Raw genomic sequence first — 21,662 nt, 5'->3', positions numbered from 1 at the left:
TCAGGCAGTAATCAGCTTGCGAATGGTGGCGACTGTATCGGCATCGCGTGGTGGCTTGTCCCAGCGGATGCGGTGGATACGTGGAAACCGCATGGCGATACCGGATTTGTGCCGCGTACTCTCATGCACGCTGTCGAAGGCAACCTCAACCACCAGCCCCTTCTCAGCACCATGTGCAACCTCACGCACCGGACCGAAGCGATTGGTGGTGTTATTGCGCACAAACTTGTCGAGTTGCTTCAACTCCTCGTCGGTAAAGCCGAAATAGGCCTTGCCGACCGGCACCAGTTCCAGTCCAGCCGCGCCATCATCACGCCAGGCCCCGAAAGTATAGTCGGAATAGAAGGATGAGCGTTTGCCATGTCCGCGTTGGGCATACATGAGCACGCAATCCATAGTCAGAGCATCACGCTTCCACTTGAACCATGGCCCCTTCGGTCGCCCGGCGACATAGGTAGATGCCTTGTGCTTCAACATCAGCCCCTCGACCAGCGTATCCGGGGCATCGCGACTGGTGGCCCTGATCTCGCCAAGCTCATCCCAATCGGCAAAGTCAACCAGCGCCGACACGTCCATCCGGTCAGGAGTGACACGCTGATACCATTCTTCAAGTCTCTGCCGCCGCGCATCGAACGGCAGGTCGCGCAGATCCTCACGACCATCATAAAGGATGTCATAGAGCCGGATATGGGCCGGGGCATCGCTCAGCATCTTCGCCGTTACGGTCTTGCGGTTCAGTCGTTGCTGCAGATCATTGAACGACGCGACGGCCCCGTCCCGGAACACCAGCAATTCACCATCGAGAACAGCCTCGAAATCTACCTGCTCAACTATGTCGGGAAAGCTATGGGAGATATCGTCCCCGGTACGCGAATAGAGCCGTGTTATCAGCCCGTCGGCGGTGCGCCGTGCTGCCAGTTGCACCCGGATGCCATCCCATTTCCATTCCGCACGGTAGTCGCCCGGATCAAGCCTCGCGATATCATCGCTTTCGAGTGGGTTGGCCAGCATGGGTGGTCGAAAGATCGCGCCCTCCTCAATATCCGGTCGTTCCTCCCTGCCCTCAAGCCACGCGAACAAATCAGCATAGGGCGGTTCAAGCCCATGCCAAATCTCTTCGATCTCGGCCACATCAATCGTCGACCATTGCGCCAGTGCCAGCTTGGCAAGCCGTGCGGAAACACCGATCCGCATGCCACCGGTCATCAGCTTGATCAGCGCATACCGCTGGTTCGGTCGGGCGCGGTCAAACCAGCCTGCAACCAGTATCGGCACATCGCTACGTTTGGTTTCCGAGAGAGTTTCGACCACCTCAGCCAATGATGGCACGGGTGAATTGGGCTTTGCCGCCGGTTCTGGCCACATCAGGGATGCGGTTTCCGCAAGATCACCAACGAAGTCATAGGACCAGCGGAACAGTTCCGGATCAACCCGCTCACTAATCAGTTCGCGCACCAACCCGGCCTTGGCGTTCTTGAAAGACAGGTTGCCGGTCAGTGCCGCCAGCGCCCAGCCCCGATCAGGGTCCGGCACGTTAGCAAAGTAATCCGCCATGAGGCGCAGCTTGCCATTACGTGACGGCGTCAGGATCAGCTTATCCAGCAAGTCGGCGAAGGCTTTCATGGCATCACTCCGCCTCATCCTCGAACCCGACCAGCGCCAGTGCCCGGGCTTTGCGTCCGGTCAACCTGCAGTGGTGGACAATCGCTTCCTCTCGACCATGGGTAACCCAGATTTCCGGTGCATCCACATCCTCGAATGTCTGGCACAGCTCATCCCAATCCGCATGATCGGACAGGATCAATGGTAACTCCACACCACGCTGTTTCGCACGTTGACGCACGGTCATCCAGCCGCTGGCGAGACAGACCACCGGGTCTGGCAAACGGCGGGACCAGCGATCCTGTATCGCGCCCGGCGGTGCAATGACAATCTCACCGCGAAAATCATCCCTGGTCATGGCGTCGTCACCGCGCACGGTTGCCGGACGCAACTCGCCGAGATCAACACCATGGCGGGTATAGAGATCACATAAATTGGCAAGGGCACCGTGGATATAGATAGGCCGGTCATAGCCGGTGGCACGGATATGGCTGATCACCCGCTGCGCCTTGCCGAGGGCATAGGCACCGATAACGTGGCAGCGCTCGGGATACAGACGAACCGATTGGAACAGCTTGTCAATTTCGGTTTCAACCGGAGGGTGGCGAAATACCGGCAGACCGAATGTTGCCTCGGTCACGAACACATCACAGGGCACAACTTCAAACCCGGCACAGGTCGGGTCCGCTCGACGTTTGTAATCACCGGAAACGACAAGCCGCGCACCCTTATGCTCAAGCACCACCTGAGCCGAGCCTAGCACGTGCCCCGCCGGCATCATGCTGACGCTGACCTCACCGATCGTGATGACCTCGCCATATTCCAACGGTTGGTGCACCCTGCCCGCACCGTCACCATAGCGAACAGTCATGATGTCCAGAGTGGCCTGTGTCGCCAGTACCTTCTGATGGCCGGGACGTGCATGATCGGCGTGACCATGGGTGACAACGGCACGCTCGACAGGCCGCACCGGATCAACATAGAAATCACCGGGCGTGATGTAGAGCCCTTGCGAACGGATCTCGATCCAGCTTTCGGGATGCGGTGGCGTGGTGCGCGTCATTGATGAATTAAGGCGAGTAAACAGTAGCTATGAACAAGATAAGCGCATTTCTCGATTATGCCAGTGAGGTGGCCGATGCCATGGCGGCCGGCAAGCCCGTGGTGGCGCTGGAATCCACCGTTATCGCCCACGGCCTGCCGCATCCGGTCAATCTGGAGACCGCCGCCAGCCTGCAACGGATCATCCGGGAGTTCGGGGCGGTTCCGGCCACAACCGCCATCATGGATGGCCGCATCAAGGTCGGGCTGGATGAGGCAGAGCTTGAGCGGCTCGCCACTGCCAGCGATGTGCGCAAGCTCTCGACCCGCGACATGGCAATCGCCCTGACCGGTGGCGAGACCGGTGCGACCACGGTTGCCGCCACCATGCAGATTGCCGCCCTTGCCGGGATTCGGGTGTTTGCCACCGGCGGCATCGGCGGTGTCCATCGCGGGGCCGAGCAAAGCTTCGACGAGAGCGCGGACATTACCGCCCTCGCCCGCTATCCCGTTGCTGTAGTGACAGCAGGCGCGAAATCCATCCTCGACCTGCCACGGACGCTGGAACGGCTGGAAACCAATGGCGTGCCGGTGCTCGGCTATGGCTGCGACGGATTTCCGGCCTTCTATCTCCGCGACAGCGGCCTGCCGGTTGATCAGCGGTTTGATGATGCCGCCAGCATCGCCCGGATGCTCGATACCCATTGGGCGCTGAATGACAATCGCGGGGGGGTAATCGTCGCCAATCCGATACCGGCAGCCTTTGCCATGAACCGAGAGGATCATGACCGGGCATTACAACAGGCACTCGATCAGGTCGCGGCAGCCGGTGTTAGTGGCAAGGACACCACCCCGGCCCTGCTCGCCGCCATGGTCGAGGCAAGTCAGGGAACGACGCTCGACGCCAATATCGCGCTGATCGAAAACAATGCCCGGCTGGCCGCCGAACTGGCAGTAGCCCTGACCAGCCTTTAGCGATCAGACCACACGCAGAATGGCGCGGGTGATGGTGGCGGCAATATCGGCGGCTTCTTCGAGGAAGGTCGGGAAGTCGAGATGGCTGTCGGCACCGGCGAGATCACTGAGCGCGCGGACAACCAGATAATCGACACCGAACCGCTCCGCGATCTGGGCGATGGCCGCCCCTTCCATCTCGATTGCCTGAGCACTGAACTCCTCGAACAGCCGTTTGCGGGTCGCCTCACAGTTCATGAAGGTGTCGCCCGACAGGATGGTGCCGAAACTGATCGCCGGGAAACGTGGCTCATCACCCGCCGTCACCTTGGGCAGATCGGTCTTGGCCAGCACCGCCTCAACGCGTTTCAGCAAGGTTCTGTCCGGCTCATAACCATGGGTCTGGTCCACATGGGGCAGCGGCGGGACGCCGGGCTGATAGGTGGTGATCCGCTCATTCGCGAGCGCGCCGTAATCATATTGCACAAGCCGCTGACCGATCACGATGTCACCGACCTTGAGCGCCGGGTCGATACCACCTGCAACGCCGGAGAACAGCAGACCGTCACAGCCGAACTCCTGAATCAGCAGGGTAGCGACCAGCGCGGAATTGACCTTGCCAATGCCTGACTGGACGAATACCACCGGCCGGTCCTCCAGCGAGCCAACGGCAAATTCCAGCCCGGCGATCTTGCGCACGCTCTCATGGGCGGCAAAGGCGGAGCCGAGGGCGGCGTGTTCCTGCGGAATGGCCGACATGATGCCGATACGTTGCATGGTCTTGTTCTCTCCGGTGGCCAGAATATGACGAGGATAATCAGTGGATGATCAACAGGGGTAATCAGATGATTTCCAGAACCAGCATCAGATACAGCAGAAGGCTCAGGTAGGAAACCACCTTGATCATGGCGACAATAATCGCCGCCCGGCGTGACAACGGCTTCCGTTCGCCGATCTTGCCGAATGGCAGCAAGCGGCGCAAACGGCCATCAGCCTCGCGCTCCAGCTCGGGAAACGGGGTTTCCGGGTAATGCGTCGCCGGGGCGAACAGCGGCACGTCCCGGAACTTGAACGCCTTGACCAGCACCAGACCGCTCAGAAAACCGCCGATATGTGCCCACCAGGCAATACCGTGATCCCCGCTGAATGCCATCAGGAAGTCGAGCGCAACATAGATGGCGATAAATATTCCTGCGGGGGCGAACACCGGAAACCGGAAGGCAACCAGCACCAGCACCCGCGCACGGGGATGCAGCAACAGATAGGCCGCAAGCAGGCCGCCAATGGAACCGCTCGCACCGATCAGCGCAATGGGTGGCCCTGCCCGCACTGCCTCGGAAAGGCCGAAGGCCAGCGCACTGAATATACCGGTCAGGATATAGAACAACAGGTAACGCAGATGCCCCATGCTGTCCTCGATATTGTCGCCGAAAATGAACAGCATCAGCATATTGCCGAGCAGATGTAGCATGCTGCCATGCATGAACTGATAGGTTACCAGCGTGACCGGGTCATTGAGCAGCGACGCGCCATGGGGCAGATAGGCGAAACCATCAAACAGCCCCGGCAACATCCACATGGCGGCAAAGATCGCCACATTCGCCAGTATCAACCCATAGGTGACATAGGGTTTGCGGATATGGCGCAGCGGATTACCATCGCGCAGAAACAGAAACGGCATCGGACCTTGCTAACGATCGTGACAGGAAATGTGACGAGAAACGAAACGGGAAAAACGACAGCACTGTCAGTCAAACAATATCATGCCATGTTATCTTACGCTTATATTGACCCAGCCCCTATCCTGACAGCCCATGCCACCGGCAAAACCCGACACTGATGTTTCAGCCGCAACGGCTGCCCGCCTGCCTGATGCCCTGCCAGATGCGATTGGTGGCTGGTTCCGCAGCCGCGGCTGGCAGCCGCGTGAGCACCAGCTGGATGTGCTGAGGGCCACGCAGGCAGGCAGCAATGTCCTGCTGATCGCGCCGACCGGGGCGGGCAAGACGCTGGCCGGTTTCCTGCCGAGCCTCAGCGAGTTGGTCACCAGCCCCGATCTCGGCACCGAACTGCACCGGTTACACACGCTCTATATCTCACCGCTCAAGGCGCTCGCGGTCGATATTCAGCGCAATCTGGAGCTGCCCATCGCCGAAATGCGCCTGCCGATCCGGGTGGAGACCCGCACCGGCGACACCCCGACCGATCGCCGTCGCCGCCAGTTGAAGCGCCCGCCGCATATGCTGATGACGACACCGGAGAGCCTCGCGCTGATGCTCTCCACCGCCGACGGGAAAAAGCTGTTCCGGCATCTGCGCATGATCGTACTCGATGAGCTTCATGCCCTCACCGACAACAAGCGCGGAGAGCTGCTCTCACTCAACCTCGCCCATCTGCGCGTGATCGCCCCGACGGCCCGTACCATCGGCCTGTCCGCCACCGTTGCCTATCCCGATGCGCTCGCTGGCTATCTGTCCCGCCAGCCATCAAAAGCATCAACAGCAACGCAAGCCGGCCCGCCATCCGATGTAACGGTTGTACAGGGCCGTGCCGGGGCACTGCCACAGATCGAGATACTGCACAGCTCGGGACATATCCCATGGTCCGGACACATGGCGCTGCACACCATGCCCGATGTTTATGAGGCAATCCGCAAGACGCGCCTGACCATCCTGTTCGTCAATACCCGTGCGCAGGCCGAGTTGTGCTTTCAGGAGTTGTGGCGGCTCAATGAGGACGGGCTGGCGATTGCCCTCCACCACGGTTCGCTAGATGTCAATCAACGGCGCAAGGTCGAGGCAGCGATGTCAGCCGGCAAGCTGAAGGCAGTGGTGGCCACCTCCTCGCTCGATCTCGGCCTCGACTGGGGCGATGTGGATCTGGTCATGCAGATCGGTGCGCCAAAGGGCGTCTCCCGCCTGCTGCAACGGATCGGTCGCGCCAATCACCGGCTCGACGAGGCAAGCCGCGCCATTCTGGTGCCCGCCAACCGTTTTGAGTATCTCGAATGCCGGGCTGCCTGTGACGGCGTGGCGGCGGGCAATCTCGACGGCATCCCGCCCCGTCCCGGTGGCCTCGATATTCTGGCCCAGCATATCCTCGGTCGCGCCTGTGCCGAGGCGTTCAGGCCCGACGACCTGTATCACGAGGTAACCAGCGCCGCCCCCTATGCCGGATTGAGCCGCAAGGATTTCGAGGCCACGCTGCAGTTCGTCACCAATGGCGGCTATGCGCTGCGTGCCTATGAACGCTATCACCGGCTGGTGGTCGATGATGAGGGGCGATACAAGGTTGCCGATCGCAGGATCGCCGCCAGTTACCGGATGAATGTGGGCACGATCGTTGAGGCCAATACCTACAAGGTACGCCTCAATCGCGGACGGGTACTTGGCAGCGTCGAGGAGTATTTCGCACAGGGGCTGACGCCCGGCGATACCTTCATCTTTGCCGGTGAACTGCTGGCCTTTGTCGAGCTGCGCGAGAACACGATCATCGTCAGCCGGGCCAAGGGCGCGGACCGGACACCCAAGGTGCCTGCCTATGCCGGTGGTCGCCTGCCGCTCTCCACCTATCTCGCCGATGGTGTCCGGGCATTGCTGTCTGATCAGGCGCAATGGCGACAGTTCCCGGAACCGGTGCAGGAATGGCTGGAGATGCAGGTCAAACGCTCGACCATGCCGCCGCGTGACGGCCTGCTGGTCGAGACATTCGAGCGTAACAACCGTCATTACCTCGTCGCCTATTGCTTCGAGGGCCGCAATGCGCACCAGACCCTCGGCATGCTGCTGACCCGCCGCATGGAGCGTATGGGCTACAAACCCATGGGTTTCGTCGCCAGCGATTATGTGATTGCGGTCTGGTCGGTCGATCCGGCCACCAATATGGCGGCGCTGTTCGATCAGGACATGCTTGGCGATGATCTGGAAAGCTGGATGGATGAGAGCAGCATGCTCCGCCGCACCTTCTATTATGTCGCCGTGATCGCCGGGCTGGTGGAGAAGAATCTGCCCGGGCAACAGAAGACTGAACGGCAAATGGTGGTCAATACCGACCTGATCTATGACGTGCTGCGCCAGCATGAACCGGACCACCTGTTGCTGCGTGCCACCCGTGCCGATGCCGCCCGTGGCCTGACCGATATTCGCCGTCTGGCCGATATGCTGACCCGCATTCAGGGCAGAATCGAACACCGGGCTTTGGATCGGGTCTCACCGCTCGCGGTGCCGGTCATGCTCGAAATCGGTCGGGAGACGGTTTATGGCGAGGCATCCGATGCCATGCTGGAAAACGCGGCAGAGGCGCTGATTGCCGAGGCAATGGACTGAAACCACTGAGGCCGTGAACAGACCGCCCCGATCACCGCATGGCAGATAAAGGTCGCAGATGGGTTTCGGGATGCGCGCCATTCCCCTACACTGCTTACAGTTACGATTTGAGTGTTGCCCCATGCCGACCCAGCGCCTGACATTTGCCGATCAAGAGCTGATTATCGACCTGACCGGGCTGGCGATATGGCCGGGCACGAAAACCGCCATCGTTGCCGATCTCCATTTTGAAAAAGCGACCTCCTACGCCATGCGCCGCGGCAGCCTGTTGCCGCCATTCGATACCCGCGCGACGCTCGACAATCTTGGTCGGGCACTGGCGCAGTATCGCATCGAGCGGGTGATTGCTCTCGGTGACAGCTTCCATGACGCTCAGGGCCCGGCGCGGCTTGGTACGCTGGAACGGGACATGCTGGAGCGTCTCACCAACCGCTATCACTTCCTCTGGATCACCGGCAATCATGACCCCGAACTGCCGGACGACATGCCCGGCGATTGTGTCAGCGAGCATCATGAGGGCGGTCTGGTCTTCCGTCACGAGGCCGATCCGGGCAGCGATGACCGGGCCGAGCTCTCCGGTCATTTCCATCCGAAGGCCCGCATCCGCACACCGCAAAAACCGATCTCGGCTCCCTGCTTCGCCTTTGATGACCGCAAGCTGATGCTGCCATCCTTCGGCGTGCTCACCGGTGGCCTCAATGTGCTGGACAAGGCGGTACGCGGCCTGTTCGCACCTGACTTCCGGGTTGCCATGCTCGGCCAGCGACGCCTGTTCACCTTCTCGAACCATCAGCTTGAGCCGGACCGCACCGCACGGGTCGACTAAGCGAACCGCATTAGGACTCCAGCTTTCGACGGAATATGGCTATCTGTGTGACGCCTACAGCGTCACCAGCCAAGTATAGTCCCATGAGCTTCGATCTTCTGATTTCCGGCGGCACCTTGCCGGACGGTACCCGCGCCGATATCGGCATCAACGGCGATACCATTGCCGCCATCGGCCCCGATCTGACAGCAGAGGCCGGACAGGTGGTAGACGCCAGCGGCTGCATGGTCTCACCGCCCTTTGTCGATCCGCATTTCCATATGGATGCAACCCTGTCGCTCGGCATCCCCCGTATCAACAAATCCGGCACCCTGCTTGAAGGCATCGCCCTCTGGGCCGAGCTGAAGCCGATTCTGACCACCGAGGCGGTTGTCGAGCGCGCGCTCGATTATTGTGACTGGGCAGCGGCGCAGGGTCTGCTCGCGATCCGCAGCCATGTGGATGTCTGTGATGACAAGCTGACCGGTGTTGAGGCGCTGCTGGAGGTCCGTGAACAGGTCAAGGATCGCATCGACCTGCAACTGGTTGCCTTCCCGCAGGATGGCTATTTCCGTCATCCGACCGCAGCCGAAAACCTGAAACGCGCACTTGATATGGGCGTGGACGTGGTCGGCGGCATCCCGCATTTCGAGCGCACCATGGAAGATGGCGCACGCTCGGTCACGGCACTCTGCGAGATTGCAGCAGATCGCGGGTTGATGGTCGACATGCATTGCGACGAGACCGACGACCCCATGTCCCGTCATATCGAGACCCTCGCCTATGAAACCCAGCGCCTTGGCCTGCAGGGTCGGGTTGCCGGATCGCACCTGACCTCCATGCACTCCATGGACAATTATTACGTCTCCAAACTTCTGCCCCTGATGGCGGAGGCGGAAGTTGCTGCCATTCCGAACCCGCTGATCAATATCGTGCTGCAGGGCCGTCATGACACCTATCCGAAACGCCGCGGCCAGACTCGGGTACCGGAGATGCTCCAATACGGCATTACCGTCGGCTTCGGTCAGGATTGCGTCATGGACCCGTGGTATTCGCTCGGCACCGGCGACATGCTCGATGTGGCCTTCATGGGGCTGCATGTGGCACAGATGACCAGCCCGGCGGATATGCGCAAATGCTATCAGATGGTTACGGAGACCTCGGCCCGGATCATGGGGCTGGATGATTACGGCCTCGCGGTTGGCAGGAAAGCCAACCTTGTCGTGCTCGACGCCAGCGATCCGATCGAGGCCATCCGCCTGCGTGCCGGTCGCCGTGCGGTTGTGGCCAAGGGCAAACTGATCGCCGAAGGACCGTCACGCGCCTACACCCTGCATCTGCCGGGCCGCCCGGACAGTGTCAGCCGCCGAAAGAAGTGACGTACACGCATAATTTCCCCGTTTAAAACTGGTCCGTTCGGGCAGAAGCTGCGTATCGGTATATGTCAGATCAATAATATGCCGGTGCCGCATCAATTTTATGGCCATTCCCGTTTTCGTTCACTGGTTCCGTCGCGACCTTCGCCTTGCTGACAACCCTGCACTTGCTGCAGCCGTTCAGGCAGCGCGGGCAGCCGATGGCCGGTTGTTACTCCTCTATATCCATGATGATGAAACACCGGGCGAATGGCGCTGGGGCGGTGCCCATCGCTGGTGGCTGAACCGCAGCCTGAAGAGCCTCGCTGACAGTATTGGAGCGAAAGACAACCAACTGGTTCTGAAATCAGGCAATGCAAAGGCGGTACTGGAACAACTGGCCGACACGCTACCGATCAGGGGCGTATTCTGGAACCGCTGTTACGAACCCTTTGCCATCGAGCGGGATAAGGCAATCAAGTCGCAGTTCAAGGATCGGGACATTACCGTCGAGAGTTTCAACGGTTCGCTGCTGAATGAGCCATGGACCATCGAAACCAAGTCAGGTGGCCCGTATAAGGTCTTCACACCCTACTGGCGTGCCGTGCTGGAAAAGGGCGATATTTCCAAACCCATTCAGGCGCACAAGACCTTGCCGCCAGCACCGGAGCTTGCCGGCGAGGCGCTGGCAGATTGGGGACTGCATCCAACCGCACCCGACTGGTCACAGGGGCTGGCGGATCCCTGGACGCCCGGCGAGGATCATGCCCGCGACCGCTTGTACCGGTTTCTGGATGACAGGATCGTTGATTACCGCGAGGCACGGGACTATCCGGGCAGCCACGGCACCTCACGCATCTCGCCCTACCTGCATTGGGGGGAGATCAGCCCGCGTCAGATATGGCACATGACGGTCAGCGCCCATGGCCATCCCAATGTCAGCAAAACACCAGAACCCTATCTGCGGGAAATCTGCTGGCGGGAGTTCTGCTATCACTTGCTCTATCACTTCCCGACCCTGCCGACCGAGCCGCTCAATGAACGCTTCGGAGAGTTTCCATGGCGCGAGGATGAGCAGAGCCTGACGGCATGGCAACGGGGCCAGACCGGCATTCCGATTGTCGATGCCGGTATGCGTGAGCTGTACGAAACCGGCTGGCAGCACAACCGGGTGCGGATGATCGTCGGCTCGTTTCTGGTCAAGAACCTGCTGCTGCCATGGACCGAGGGTGAACGCTGGTTCTGGGATACGCTGGTCGATGGCGATCTCGCGAACAATGCCGCGGGCTGGCAGTGGATCGGCGGCTGCGGTGCCGATGCAGCCCCCTATTTTCGCGTGTTCAATCCCATCCTGCAGGGCGAGAAATTCGACAAGCAGGGCAAGTATGTCCGCCGCTACGTGCCAGAGCTTACAAAGCTGCCGGACAAGTATATTCACAAACCATGGGAAGCGCCGAAAGATGTGCTGGCACAGGCTGGCATCCGTCTCGGCGAGACCTACCCAAAACCGATCGTGGACCTCAAGGGATCACGCCAACGCGCCCTGGACGCCTTTGAGGAGATAAAACGATGATCGCCACCCTGTCTGCCCCGGTGAGGACCGGCCAGAAAATCGCTGTCATTGGCAGCGGCATCACCGGGCTGAGCACTGCCTGGCTGTTGTCGCAGGCGCATGATGTGCATGTGTTCGAGGCCGACAGCCGGATCGGTGGCCATGCCAATACGGTCACAACACCGGCGGGCGATCAGGTCGATATGGGCTTTATCGTCTTCAACCGCCTGACCTACCCCAACCTTTGTGCCCTGTTCAGCCATCTGGGTGTCGGGTGTGAAGAGAGCGACATGTCATTCGGGGTCAGTCTCGATGATGGCCGAATTGAATATTCCGGCGATGGGTTGAATGGCGTCTTCGGCCAGCGGCGGCACCTGATCCAGCCAAGTTATTACCGTATGCTGAGCGACCTGCTGCGGTTCTACAAAAAGGCACCGGAAGATCTCGCCAATGGTCGCCTGACCGACATAACACTCGGTGAGTATCTCCATTGTGATGGCTATGGCGAGCGGTTCCAGCAGCAGCATATCCTGCCCATGGGTGCCGCGATCTGGTCGAGCAGCATCACCGAAATGCTCGCTTTCCCGGCGGAGAACTTTGTCAGCTTCTACGTCAATCACGGCCTGTTCCGACTGAAGGATCAGGTGATCTGGCGCACTGTGACCGGAGGCAGCCGATCCTATGTCGAGGCCATCAGCCAGAAGCTGCACACGGAAAACCGCATCCATATCAACGCACCGATTACCGCCATTACTCGCGATGGTGGCCAACATTGCCTGGATACGGCTAGCGGTGAGACATTCAGCGCTGATCAGGTTGTCTTTGCCTGCCATACCGATCAGGCAATCGCCATTCTGGGCGAGCAAGCCACACCGGAGCAATGCGCCGTGCTCGGTCGCATCCGCTATCAGCGCAACCGTGCGGTGCTGCATCAGGACACGCGGCTGATGCCAAGACGCCGTCGCGTCTGGACCAGTTGGAATTATCTGGGCCGCAAAACGGCTGATGGCGGGATCAGCGCGTCAATCACCTACTGGATGAACCGGTTGCAGAATATCGACCGGGCTCGGCCCTATTTCGTCAGTCTCAACCCGCTGACCGAACCCGACCCCGCCAAAGTGCTGGCGACGCAGGACTATACCCATCCGGTTTTTGACACGGCGGCGATTGCGGCACAGACTGAATTGCCTCTGATACAGGGAGCGAATGGCCTGTGGTTTGGCGGCGCATGGGCCGGGCATGGTTTCCATGAGGACGGCATTGCATCCGGCCTCGCCATTGCCGAGAGCATCGGCGGCGTCAAGCGACCATGGCAGATAACCGAGATGTCACCAGCTGCCCTCAATACACGACCGGTGCAGCAACCAATACCGGTCGCGGCGGAGTAAAACGAGCAGCATGAGCGATATGCCCGCACCAACCGCACCGGATGATTTGACACCCGCGCTTTATGTCGGGCGGGTCATGCACAAGCGTCTGGTGCCGTTCCAGCATCGCTTCGACTATCGGGTATTCTCGCTCTGGCTGGACCTCGACCGCCTCACCGAAATCGCCGATCAACTGAAATGCTTCAGCTATAACCGCGCCAATCTGTTCAGCTTTCACGACCGGGATCACGGGGCGCGTGACGGCTCACCGGTACGTGACTGGATGCGTGAAACGCTGGCCAGATACGAGCTGCTGCCCGCCCGCTGCCGGATCATGGTGCAATGCTATCCGCGCCTGTTCGGTTACGTCTTCAATCCGCTGAGCGTGTTCTACGTCTACGATCTCGGCCAAGCACAGGCACCGGTGCTGAGCGCGATTGTCTATGAGGTCAAGAACACCTTCGGCGACCAGCACTGCTATGTGATCCCGGTAGCCGAGGCACAGAAACGCAAATCGATCATAACCCAGAGCGCGGAGAAGAACCTCTATGTCTCGCCATTCCTGCCACTTGCCGGTTCCTACCGGTTCCGACTGAACCAGCCCGGCAGGCGGTTAAGCCAGTTGATCCGCCAGAGCGGTGCGGTCACCGGCACCGAAACCGAGCAGATGATCGCCCTCTTCACCGCCGAGCGGCAGCCATTGAGCGACCACAGCCTGCTTGCCGCCTTGGTCAGCCACCCACTGATGACGCTGAAGGTGATGGCGGGTATTCACTGGGAAGCGTTGAAGCTGTGGCGCAAGGGGGCAAAATTCCATCACCGCCCTGCCCCACCAACACAGGCCAGCACGCTGGTACTGCCGCCAATCGACGAAACATCAGCGCAGAAAACGCGTGATGAATGGAGCCAAACCCGATCCGAATGCGTTTCGTTATCGTAGAAACGATGATAACAGGGATGAAAAAAGACAGCCGGGGAATAACAATGCCGCGCGATGGTGATCTGGTACAAACACCGGAAAACAAAAAACAAATGACAAGTCATGCCACAGGCTTGTTGGTACGTCTTGCCCGCCATCTGCCTGTCGGCAGCATCAGAATAATTGGTCCGGATGGCCATATGCATAAAGTTGCCGGCCCTAATCCCGGCCCCCATGCCGAGCTCCACATCCATAACGAACGCTGCATCCGACGTTTCATGATAGGCGGGATGCTGGGGTTCAACGAAGCCTATCTCGACGAGGACTGGTCATCGCCGGATATAACTGCACTGTTCGACTATGCGCTGGCCAATGAAAAGGCCATGAGCGATGTGTTGCAGGGCAAGGGCTGGTATCGATTCCTGTCCGGCCTCGGCCATATGTTCCGACGCAATACCCGCAAAGGGTCACGCAAGAATATCAGCGCCCATTACGACCTTGGCAATGCCTTTTATAAAGCATGGCTGGACCCGTCCATGACCTATTCATCGGCACTGTTTGCCGATCCTGACCGGCCCGATCCTGCGGAGAACCTGACCACCGCACAGGCACGCAAATATGATCACCTCGCCCAACAACTGCAGCTGACCGAGGGCATGCATGTCCTTGAAGTCGGTTGCGGCTGGGGCGGATTTGCCGAACATGCGGCGCGGCATTACGGCGTCCGGGTAACCGCCATTACCATCAGCGAGCAACAATTCACCTATGCCCGCGAGCGCATCGCCAAGGCCGGTCTGGAGCATCTCGTCGAGATACGGTTTCAGGATTACCGCGATGTGCCCGAGCGCTTCGACGCCATCGCCTCGATCGAGATGTTTGAGGCGGTGGGCGAGAGTTTCTGGCCGGTGTTCTTCCAACAGATACATGAGCGCCTGAAACCCGGCGGCCGCGCCGCGCTGCAGATCATCACTATTGAGGATCACCGCTTCAGCCATTACCGGGTCAAGGCGGATTATATCCAGAAATACATCTTCCCCGGCGGCATGCTGCCCTCACCCACTGTACTGGCGGACCAGATCGCCCAAGCTGACCTACAGGTCGTGGAGCAGCTCAGCTTCGGCCAATCATATGCCCAAACCCTTGCGCGCTGGCAGACATCGTTCCAGAGCGTCTGGCCGGAGATCAGCGCCATGGGCTTTGACCAGCGCTTCAAGCGTATCTGGGAGCAATATCTGGCCTATTGCCAAGCAGGCTTCACCGCCGGTGCAATTGATGTGGTGCAGGTTACCCTGAAGCACCGATAATCAGGCCATACAAACGGTTATGGCCTGCGGAACTGCGGCTCCGCTGCCAGCATCCGCAGCACCTGATTGACTAAGAAACCCAGGACCGGAATGTTGCGCAGCAACTGCTGACCGCTGTCCCAGTGATCCACATGCGCAGCAATAAGGCCATCGCCGGTAATTCTGATAGCACTCATGCCGGTAATCTCGGTCGTTTTGCCACCGGGCTTCATCTCGAAGGCAAAGTCCCAGAGGATATACCCGTTATAACAACCATCAGAATCCGGCCCACCGGTATCAAGGCCAAGCTGTCGCATGACAAAGCGCGGATCGTGGCACTGCTCGAACATATGGTGCAGCATACGAATGAAACCATCAGCGCCATGTATTTCGCTAAACGGATCAATGAATAGCATGTCATCGGCAATCAGTGACCGCGCGTGCTCGATATCCTCCCGACGGATGGTGCCCCAAAAATTTGCATAGGCGTTCAGACCAGCCAATGCCTTTTCCCGGTTGTGTTCTGTGTCCTGCATCATGCTGTTTTCTTATCCCCTGTAGCCCGTTTGACGACCCGGAAGTAGAGGCAGTAAGGCAGCCTCGTGACGAACCGCACAACCCGGGCAAAGAACCACGGAAAGACAATCTCGAACCGCGTATCATCAAGGCCATCGGCAAATTTTCGGGCCGCAACATCCGGCTCCATCAGGAACGGCATTTCAAACTCGTTCTTGTCGGTCAGAGGCGTTCGGACAAAGCCGGGATTGACGATCTGGATATGCACATTGTGCTTGTCCAATTCAAACTTCAGCGCCTCGACCATGGCGATCAGCGCCGCCTTGCTCGAGCTGTAGGCAACCGATGTTGGCAGACCGCGATACCCGGCAATGCTCGCAACCACAGCAATCTGCCCCTGCTTGCGCCCGGCCATGTGAGCCGCAATCGGATCAAGACAATAGGCAGCGCCGCTGGTGTTGATCGTCATCAGCCGAACATAGGCCTCGGCATCGAACAACTCATCGGCCTTGGGATCGAAGGTACCGACATTGAGCACCGCGCGGGCGATCGGGCCATGTTCTGCGATAATTTTTGCGACCGTCGCCTGGACCGCTTCTGGGTCGGTGACATCGAGCGGCATGGGGATGATGCTGTCAGGATCGCCAACCTCTTGCTTCATCGCCTCCAGCTTCTCGGCCCGGCGTGCACTGACCACCACCCGCCAGCCACGTTTCGCCAGCTCGAGCGCCAGCGCATGGCCGATGCCAGATGACGCACCGGTAATCCAGGCAACGCCGTCACTTGGTCGGGATGGTTTGAGCATTGTATTTTCCTTGTATTCCGTTGGGTTTCTTAACTGATTGCTGTTTGATCGGTACTGCGGGCCCGAACATACCAATGGTCACTTGACGGCTGCAGGTTATCGAAAAACTCACTGGCTGACGTACGGATAGCATCCCGCTTAGCCGCATCCATTTTGCGCAGGGTTGAATAGATCATGCCCATACGCTGATTGTTGCGGAGACTATCCTCATTGCGCATCAGGAAGTCCCAATAGAGATAATTGAACGGACAGGCATTATCGCCGGTTCCAGCCTTCACATCATAAGGGCACGCCGTGCAGTAATTTGACATCCGATCAATATATTTGCCGCTCGAGGCATAGGGCTTGGAGCCCAGCACGCCACCATCGGCATAGATCGCCATACCGTGCACATTGGGCAACTCGACCCACTCATAGGCATCGGCATAGACCACGAGGAACCATTCATTGATTGCATCCGGCGCCACGCCGGTCAGCAGGGCAAAGTTGCCAAGTACCATAAGGCGCTGGATATGATGGGCATAGGCATACTGTTTCGTGTTGCGCACCGCATCCGCGAGACACGCCATATCTGTCTCACCGGTCCAGTAAAACTCGGGTAATGGCCGGTCTGCGTCGAGCTCATTCAGGGCTGCATATTCCGGCATTTTAAGCCAATAAAGCCCTCGCACGAACTCGCGCCAGCCAATGATCTGGCGGACAAAGCCTTCAACCGCGTTCAGTGGCGCATGCCCATCATGATAGGCCGCCACCGCCCGCTCACAACAACGCAACGGATCAAGCAAACCAGCATTGATATAGGCTGATATCAGGCTGTGATACATGAAGGGCTGTTCGGACACCATGGCATCCTGATAATCGCCGAACCACGGCAGCCCCCGGTCGATGAACCGCGTCAGGGCCGCTTCCGCCTGCTTGTCAGTGACCGCCATGTTGAACGGTCGCAAATCACCGAAATGGTCGTCAAATTCTCGCTCGACAAGATCGAGAACTGCTTCAGTCACCTCATCGACCGAAAAATTACTGGATGGCGGCGGGTTCAGCCCCTCCTTCGGCGGCTTGCGATTTTCCTGATCATAGTTCCATTCACCACCCTCGGGTTCACCATCACCAGTCATCAGAATGCCGGTCTTGCGCCGCATCTCACGATAGAAAAACTCCATCCGGTACTGCTTGCGTCCGTCAGCCCATTTGGCAAACTCGGCATGATCGGCGATGAACCGGTGATCCGGCCGGATATGTACCGGCATATCGAGATCATCCGGCCAGTTCTGCATTTCCATGAGCAAACGATACTCGCCGGGTTCGGTTACAATGACCGCCTCGAAATCATCAGCCGAAACCGCAGCCTTGACCTCACCAAGCAGGGAACCGGCATTATTCCTGTCGTCATATTCGCGGTAGCTGACATTGATGCCCTCATCCCGCAACTGGACGGCAAAATGGCGCATCGCAGAGAACAGGAAAGCGATCTTTTTCTTGTGATGTTTGACATAGGAAGTCTCTGACCGAACTTCCGCCATCAGGACCATGTCACCATCGTCGAGACCATGTAGCGCGCTTATATTGCGGGTGAGTTGGTCACCAAGAACAAGACGAAGAACGGCCATGGGTCAGGAGCCACAAAAACAGGGTAAACACTTACAACAAAACAAGAAAAAATCCGCGGTCACGATCCCTCAGCATTCACACTCGCCTGATCGCTCTCTGACTTGTCGCCAACCAGTCGATAGCTGATCGTGCGACCACGCACATCGAATTCCAGTTTGACCCATTCGTGGGTCTCCTGTGCGTACCAGATGTAGGTATCGATCTCGGCGTTCACATGATACTTATTCGCGACAACCATCTCACCGCGCACCATGACTTGCTCTTCACCCTGCCTTTCCAGAGTGTAGGGCAGAACATCACCTTTCTGGGAATTGAGCATGTTGCCATTGGCGGTCATGCTCTCGTAATTCCAGTATGATGTGGTCGCAATCGGATCGTCATACATATACATTCCGAGAGACCCATCAACGGCAAGGCTTTCACCCTGTCGCTCGGCCAGCACATAATATTTATCCCCGTCATCATCGGTATTTGACGACAGCGCCATCAGGGTCGTTCCCTGCCAACGTTCAATATTTCTATGGATGTATTTGAACAGAGTAATGAAAGCGACTTCGTAACGAAGATCAATTTCGACAGCCGCAACCAGATCATCGCCATCACGACTGAACTCAACATGATGATAGCCCATATCACGACCATCAATCACCACATCGAAATACAGGTTTTCAGGCAAATCCACCTGTCTATCAACGCCCTCGGCAAGTGCAGATGCATGCAGTGAAACGGCCGCGATCAGGCCACAGGCAAAAGACAGGCAGGGAGGTCGGATAACGGTTGAAAACAAGGTCGCAGCTCATTGACTGTTCAAGGGCATCGTAACAGTCATTACGCAACTGGCGGCTGTTTGGATCAATACCGTCCGGCGTGATCCATGGACTATGTCTCAGTTTCCCTGAAACACATTCTCATCGGCCAGCGACTCATAAATTTTGCCGAAGATACCGTTATGATTGCGGAAAACATCGAGTAATTGAGGATCAAAATGTTTTGACGGATCAAGACGATCATCACCGTTGAGCATGATATCGATGCTTTCCTCATGGGTGAAACCACGTTTGTACGGTCGCACACTGCGCAAGGCATCATAGATATCAGCAAAAGCCACAATCCGGGCGGACAAGGGAATATTCTCCCCGGCAATACCGTTCGGATAACCGCCACCGACCCATTTTTCATGGTGGGAAAGGGCAATATCGGCAGCCATTTTCAACCGCTCGACATCCTGCAGGATCTGGAAACCGTAGAGCGTATGGTTCTGCATCTCCTTGAACTCGTCATCGGTCAGACGCCCCGGCTTGTGCAGGATCGCCTGATCCACCGACATCTTGCCCACATCATGCAGGGTCGCGCAGTAGCGGATTTCGTTGATGAAATCTGCTGACATACCAAGGAACTCGGCCATAGTCGCGCTGTATTGCCCGACCCGGTTCACATGTTTGCCGGTCACGTCATCATGCAGCTCAGCCGCCTTGGCCAGCAGGTCAACCGTGGTCATCAGCGCGCTTTCGGTCTCGGCCCGCAGCAGCTCAACCTGCTCCCGCTCAGCCCGCAACTCACGGTTACGACGGCGCAGCTGGGCATTCTTGGCCTGTAGCTTCTCCGTGTGATCGGCCCGTTCGATGGCGCGACCGACGATATTGTTGACCGGCTGGATAACCTGCGCGAACTCACGCTCGAAGGTGGAGACCTTACCCGGTTCGCTCTGGGCATTGATCAGCTGTACCACACCGATCACCTGTCCCTCGAAATTGCGGATCGGGAACGCCATGATCGACCGGGTGTTGAAGCCGGTATCCTCATCAAACTTGCGGTTGAAGGTATAGGGCGCATCCGGCGGCAACTGGTTGGTGTCATCGATAAACACAACCTCGCCGGTTTCGGCGACATAACCGGCAATCGACTGCTTGTTGATCGGTATCGAAAACGACTTCTGGGTGATGCGGATCAGATCATTCTGCAGGCTCATCGCCTCCAGCACCCGGTTGCGTCCGACCTTGCGGACAATGAAGATGGTACCCGCCTGCGACTGCGTCAACTCGCGGCAGCGCGACAAAACGCGTTTCATCAGGGCCAGAACCGTATGGGGCCGCTGTTCAATAAACTCGATAAATTCGAGCGCAATCGACGATTCAGTTATAGAGGGCACAAGCAGTCATCTGATCGTATCTGGCCGATGATCCCCTTGGAAAACCGGCAATTAGTAACATCGATAACAGATTACGGACATTCATTTGTGAACACCAGCAGAGACCATTATCTCAACAAAATTTGACACTTAGAGTGCCTGATCTGCCAATTCCTCCAGCCCCTCGCTACGCAGAAGCGCACTGCGGAGACGGCGGCGGCGGCGATCAATCGCCTTGTCCAGCTCCTCACGGCAACTGTCCAGATGCGGATCATTGGCGAATTCCTGAACGATATTCTCCAGATGCCGACGCTGGCTGACCGGATCAAGCTCGCGCTTATCGAGCGGCGCCTCGCTGACGAAGGCACGGACCAGATGCTGCTGGATCGCATCTGCCGCCTCGGGGCACAGCCCACCGGAAATCAGGTGGCTGACCACGACGAGGAAGCGCTGGCCACCGACCTCACCAACCCCGTACTTCCCGCGCAAGACGTTGAGGCACAGGGTAATGTGATCGGCGAGAGAAATCTGTGGCCCCAGCAGGTCGCGCATCAGACCGGGGGCCGCGATCGCATCGGCAAACAGGCGGTCAAGGATGGCAATGCCGCGCCGGTCGCTGGAGCCGAGCAGTGAGACCAGCCGCTCCAGCTTGTCCATCATGGCGCGGTACTGCATCAGGTACTGACACACCGCAGCAGTCATGAAGAACTCAACCCGATCCGCCGGTACGCGCTGCTCGATTGCTTCGGCCACAGCCTTGAAATTGCTGCCGTCGAGTAATGGCAGATCGCGATTTTCGTAGGTGAAATCCTGCGCCAGCATCTGGATCTGCCGGGCCATCTCGGTCAGTTCCTCATAGCGCTCATTGGTCTGCTTGCCCATATCCTTGGCCTGCAGGCGCGCCACCGTATGCAGGGCTGATTCAACCAACCGCCCTTTGCGATCAATCTCGCGCTGATAGCTGGACATATGCAGAAATTCGGTCGGCGTCAGGCATTCAACACCGAGATAGGGGCGCAGCAATTTCTCCATCGCGCGCCGGGCATCGAGCTTCATCAAATCGGTATAATCGGTGCAGACATCGACCTGATCCACCGGAGCCACCTGAAACTCCTGTTTGCGATAGGCTTCGAGCCGATCGATCATCAGGAGTTCTTTTTCGGTGGTAAAGCCGTTGGGCGCGGTCCGGAACTGCAGCACCTTGATGGCTTCCGCCATACGTTCGGTATGAACCATGGCGCGCGCCCGGTTTATGGCATCGCGCTCATCGCTATAGACGTTGCGGATCAACCAGCGCCCTTCATGCGCAATCTGGATTTCATACCGGAATACCCGGTTTTTGACTTCTGCCACGCGCGCCGCCCCTTGCCGCAATCCCAATCAGTACCTGTTATTATCA

18 protein-coding genes are annotated in these 21,662 nt (G+C 58.4%); 8 read left to right on the top strand and 10 right to left on the bottom strand.

From position 1 onward, the window contains the following. Positions 1–1,623: an ATP-dependent DNA ligase gene (locus tag CBB62_06895; protein OUT42025.1), complete on the bottom strand. Its 1,623-nt coding sequence runs from the start codon at positions 1,621–1,623 to the stop codon at positions 1–3. Between the two features lie 4 nt (positions 1,624–1,627). After that, entirely contained in the window at positions 1,628–2,665 is a 1,038-nt protein-coding gene (locus CBB62_06890; protein ID OUT42024.1) for a DNA ligase-associated DEXH box helicase, read from the bottom strand. A gap of 29 nt (positions 2,666–2,694) precedes the next feature. Here CBB62_06890 and CBB62_06885 point away from each other — a divergent pair, with 29 nt between their 5' ends. Further along, positions 2,695–3,618, top strand: coding sequence for a pseudouridine-5-phosphate glycosidase (locus CBB62_06885; GenBank protein ID OUT42023.1), 924 nt, complete (start codon positions 2,695–2,697; stop codon positions 3,616–3,618). Positions 3,619–3,621: 3 nt separating this feature from the next. Here the strand turns inward: CBB62_06885 and CBB62_06880 are convergent, their stop codons facing one another. Next, on the bottom strand, positions 3,622–4,374 hold the full coding sequence (locus tag CBB62_06880) for a 5'-methylthioadenosine/S-adenosylhomocysteine nucleosidase (protein OUT42022.1): 753 nt from the start codon (positions 4,372–4,374) through the stop codon (positions 3,622–3,624). Between the two features lie 64 nt (positions 4,375–4,438). Continuing rightward, complete coding sequence (locus tag CBB62_06875) at positions 4,439–5,278, bottom strand: hypothetical protein (protein OUT42021.1); 840 nt, start codon at positions 5,276–5,278, stop codon at positions 4,439–4,441. Between the two features lie 133 nt (positions 5,279–5,411). Here CBB62_06875 and CBB62_06870 point away from each other — a divergent pair, with 133 nt between their 5' ends. The 7 genes from CBB62_06870 to CBB62_06840 all read left to right on the top strand — a co-directional run bounded on the left by CBB62_06870 (position 5,412) and on the right by CBB62_06840 (position 15,224). Then, positions 5,412–7,922, top strand: coding sequence for a DNA ligase-associated DEXH box helicase (locus CBB62_06870; protein OUT42020.1), 2,511 nt, complete (start codon positions 5,412–5,414; stop codon positions 7,920–7,922). A gap of 121 nt (positions 7,923–8,043) precedes the next feature. Next, positions 8,044–8,748, top strand: coding sequence for a hypothetical protein (locus CBB62_06865; GenBank protein OUT42019.1), 705 nt, complete (start codon positions 8,044–8,046; stop codon positions 8,746–8,748). 83 nt (positions 8,749–8,831) lie between these two features. Continuing rightward, a complete protein-coding gene (locus CBB62_06860) occupies positions 8,832–10,106 on the top strand; it encodes a cytosine deaminase (protein OUT42018.1) in 1,275 nt (424 codons plus the stop codon). Between the two features lie 100 nt (positions 10,107–10,206). Continuing rightward, positions 10,207–11,655 carry a deoxyribodipyrimidine photolyase gene (locus tag CBB62_06855; protein ID OUT42017.1) on the top strand — a complete coding sequence of 483 codons (1,449 nt, stop codon included), beginning with the start codon at positions 10,207–10,209 and terminating at the stop codon, positions 11,653–11,655. Next, a complete protein-coding gene (locus tag CBB62_06850) occupies positions 11,652–13,022 on the top strand; it encodes a hypothetical protein (GenBank protein ID OUT42016.1) in 1,371 nt (456 codons plus the stop codon). The genes CBB62_06855 and CBB62_06850 overlap by 4 nt, the downstream gene beginning before the upstream one ends. A gap of 19 nt (positions 13,023–13,041) precedes the next feature. Continuing rightward, positions 13,042–13,941 carry a hypothetical protein gene (locus CBB62_06845; protein ID OUT42684.1) on the top strand — a complete coding sequence of 300 codons (900 nt, stop codon included), beginning with the start codon at positions 13,042–13,044 and terminating at the stop codon, positions 13,939–13,941. Between the two features lie 92 nt (positions 13,942–14,033). Then, positions 14,034–15,224, top strand: coding sequence for an SAM-dependent methyltransferase (locus tag CBB62_06840; GenBank protein OUT42683.1), 1,191 nt, complete (start codon positions 14,034–14,036; stop codon positions 15,222–15,224). A 17-nt stretch (positions 15,225–15,241) separates the two neighbouring features. Here CBB62_06840 and CBB62_06835 read toward each other — a convergent pair whose 3' ends face one another. From CBB62_06835 to CBB62_06810, 6 genes are all read right to left on the bottom strand, one after another. Then, positions 15,242–15,742 carry a hypothetical protein gene (locus CBB62_06835; protein ID OUT42015.1) on the bottom strand — a complete coding sequence of 167 codons (501 nt, stop codon included), beginning with the start codon at positions 15,740–15,742 and terminating at the stop codon, positions 15,242–15,244. Continuing rightward, the gene (locus tag CBB62_06830) at positions 15,739–16,524 is read right to left on the bottom strand and encodes a hypothetical protein (protein ID OUT42014.1); all 786 of its coding nucleotides are present in this window, start codon (positions 16,522–16,524) and stop codon (positions 15,739–15,741) included. The genes CBB62_06835 and CBB62_06830 overlap by 4 nt, the downstream gene beginning before the upstream one ends. Positions 16,525–16,553: 29 nt before the next feature. Beyond that, a complete protein-coding gene (locus tag CBB62_06825) occupies positions 16,554–18,134 on the bottom strand; it encodes a cryptochrome/photolyase family protein (GenBank protein ID OUT42013.1) in 1,581 nt (526 codons plus the stop codon). A gap of 59 nt (positions 18,135–18,193) precedes the next feature. Continuing rightward, a complete protein-coding gene (locus tag CBB62_06820; protein ID OUT42012.1) occupies positions 18,194–18,922 on the bottom strand; it encodes a hypothetical protein in 729 nt (242 codons plus the stop codon). A 99-nt stretch (positions 18,923–19,021) separates the two neighbouring features. After that, positions 19,022–20,260 carry a transcriptional regulator gene (locus CBB62_06815; protein OUT42682.1) on the bottom strand — a complete coding sequence of 413 codons (1,239 nt, stop codon included), beginning with the start codon at positions 20,258–20,260 and terminating at the stop codon, positions 19,022–19,024. 153 nt (positions 20,261–20,413) lie between these two features. Then, complete coding sequence (locus CBB62_06810) at positions 20,414–21,616, bottom strand: hypothetical protein (GenBank protein ID OUT42011.1); 1,203 nt, start codon at positions 21,614–21,616, stop codon at positions 20,414–20,416. Between the last annotated feature and the right edge of the window lie 46 nt (positions 21,617–21,662).

This window comes from Micavibrio sp. TMED2 (genome assembly GCA_002168225.1).
GTDB lineage: Bacteria > Pseudomonadota > Alphaproteobacteria > TMED2 > TMED2 > TMED2.
The sequence above is the reverse complement of the archived record's forward strand: the minus strand, read 5'-3'. Positions and strand labels throughout refer to the sequence as shown.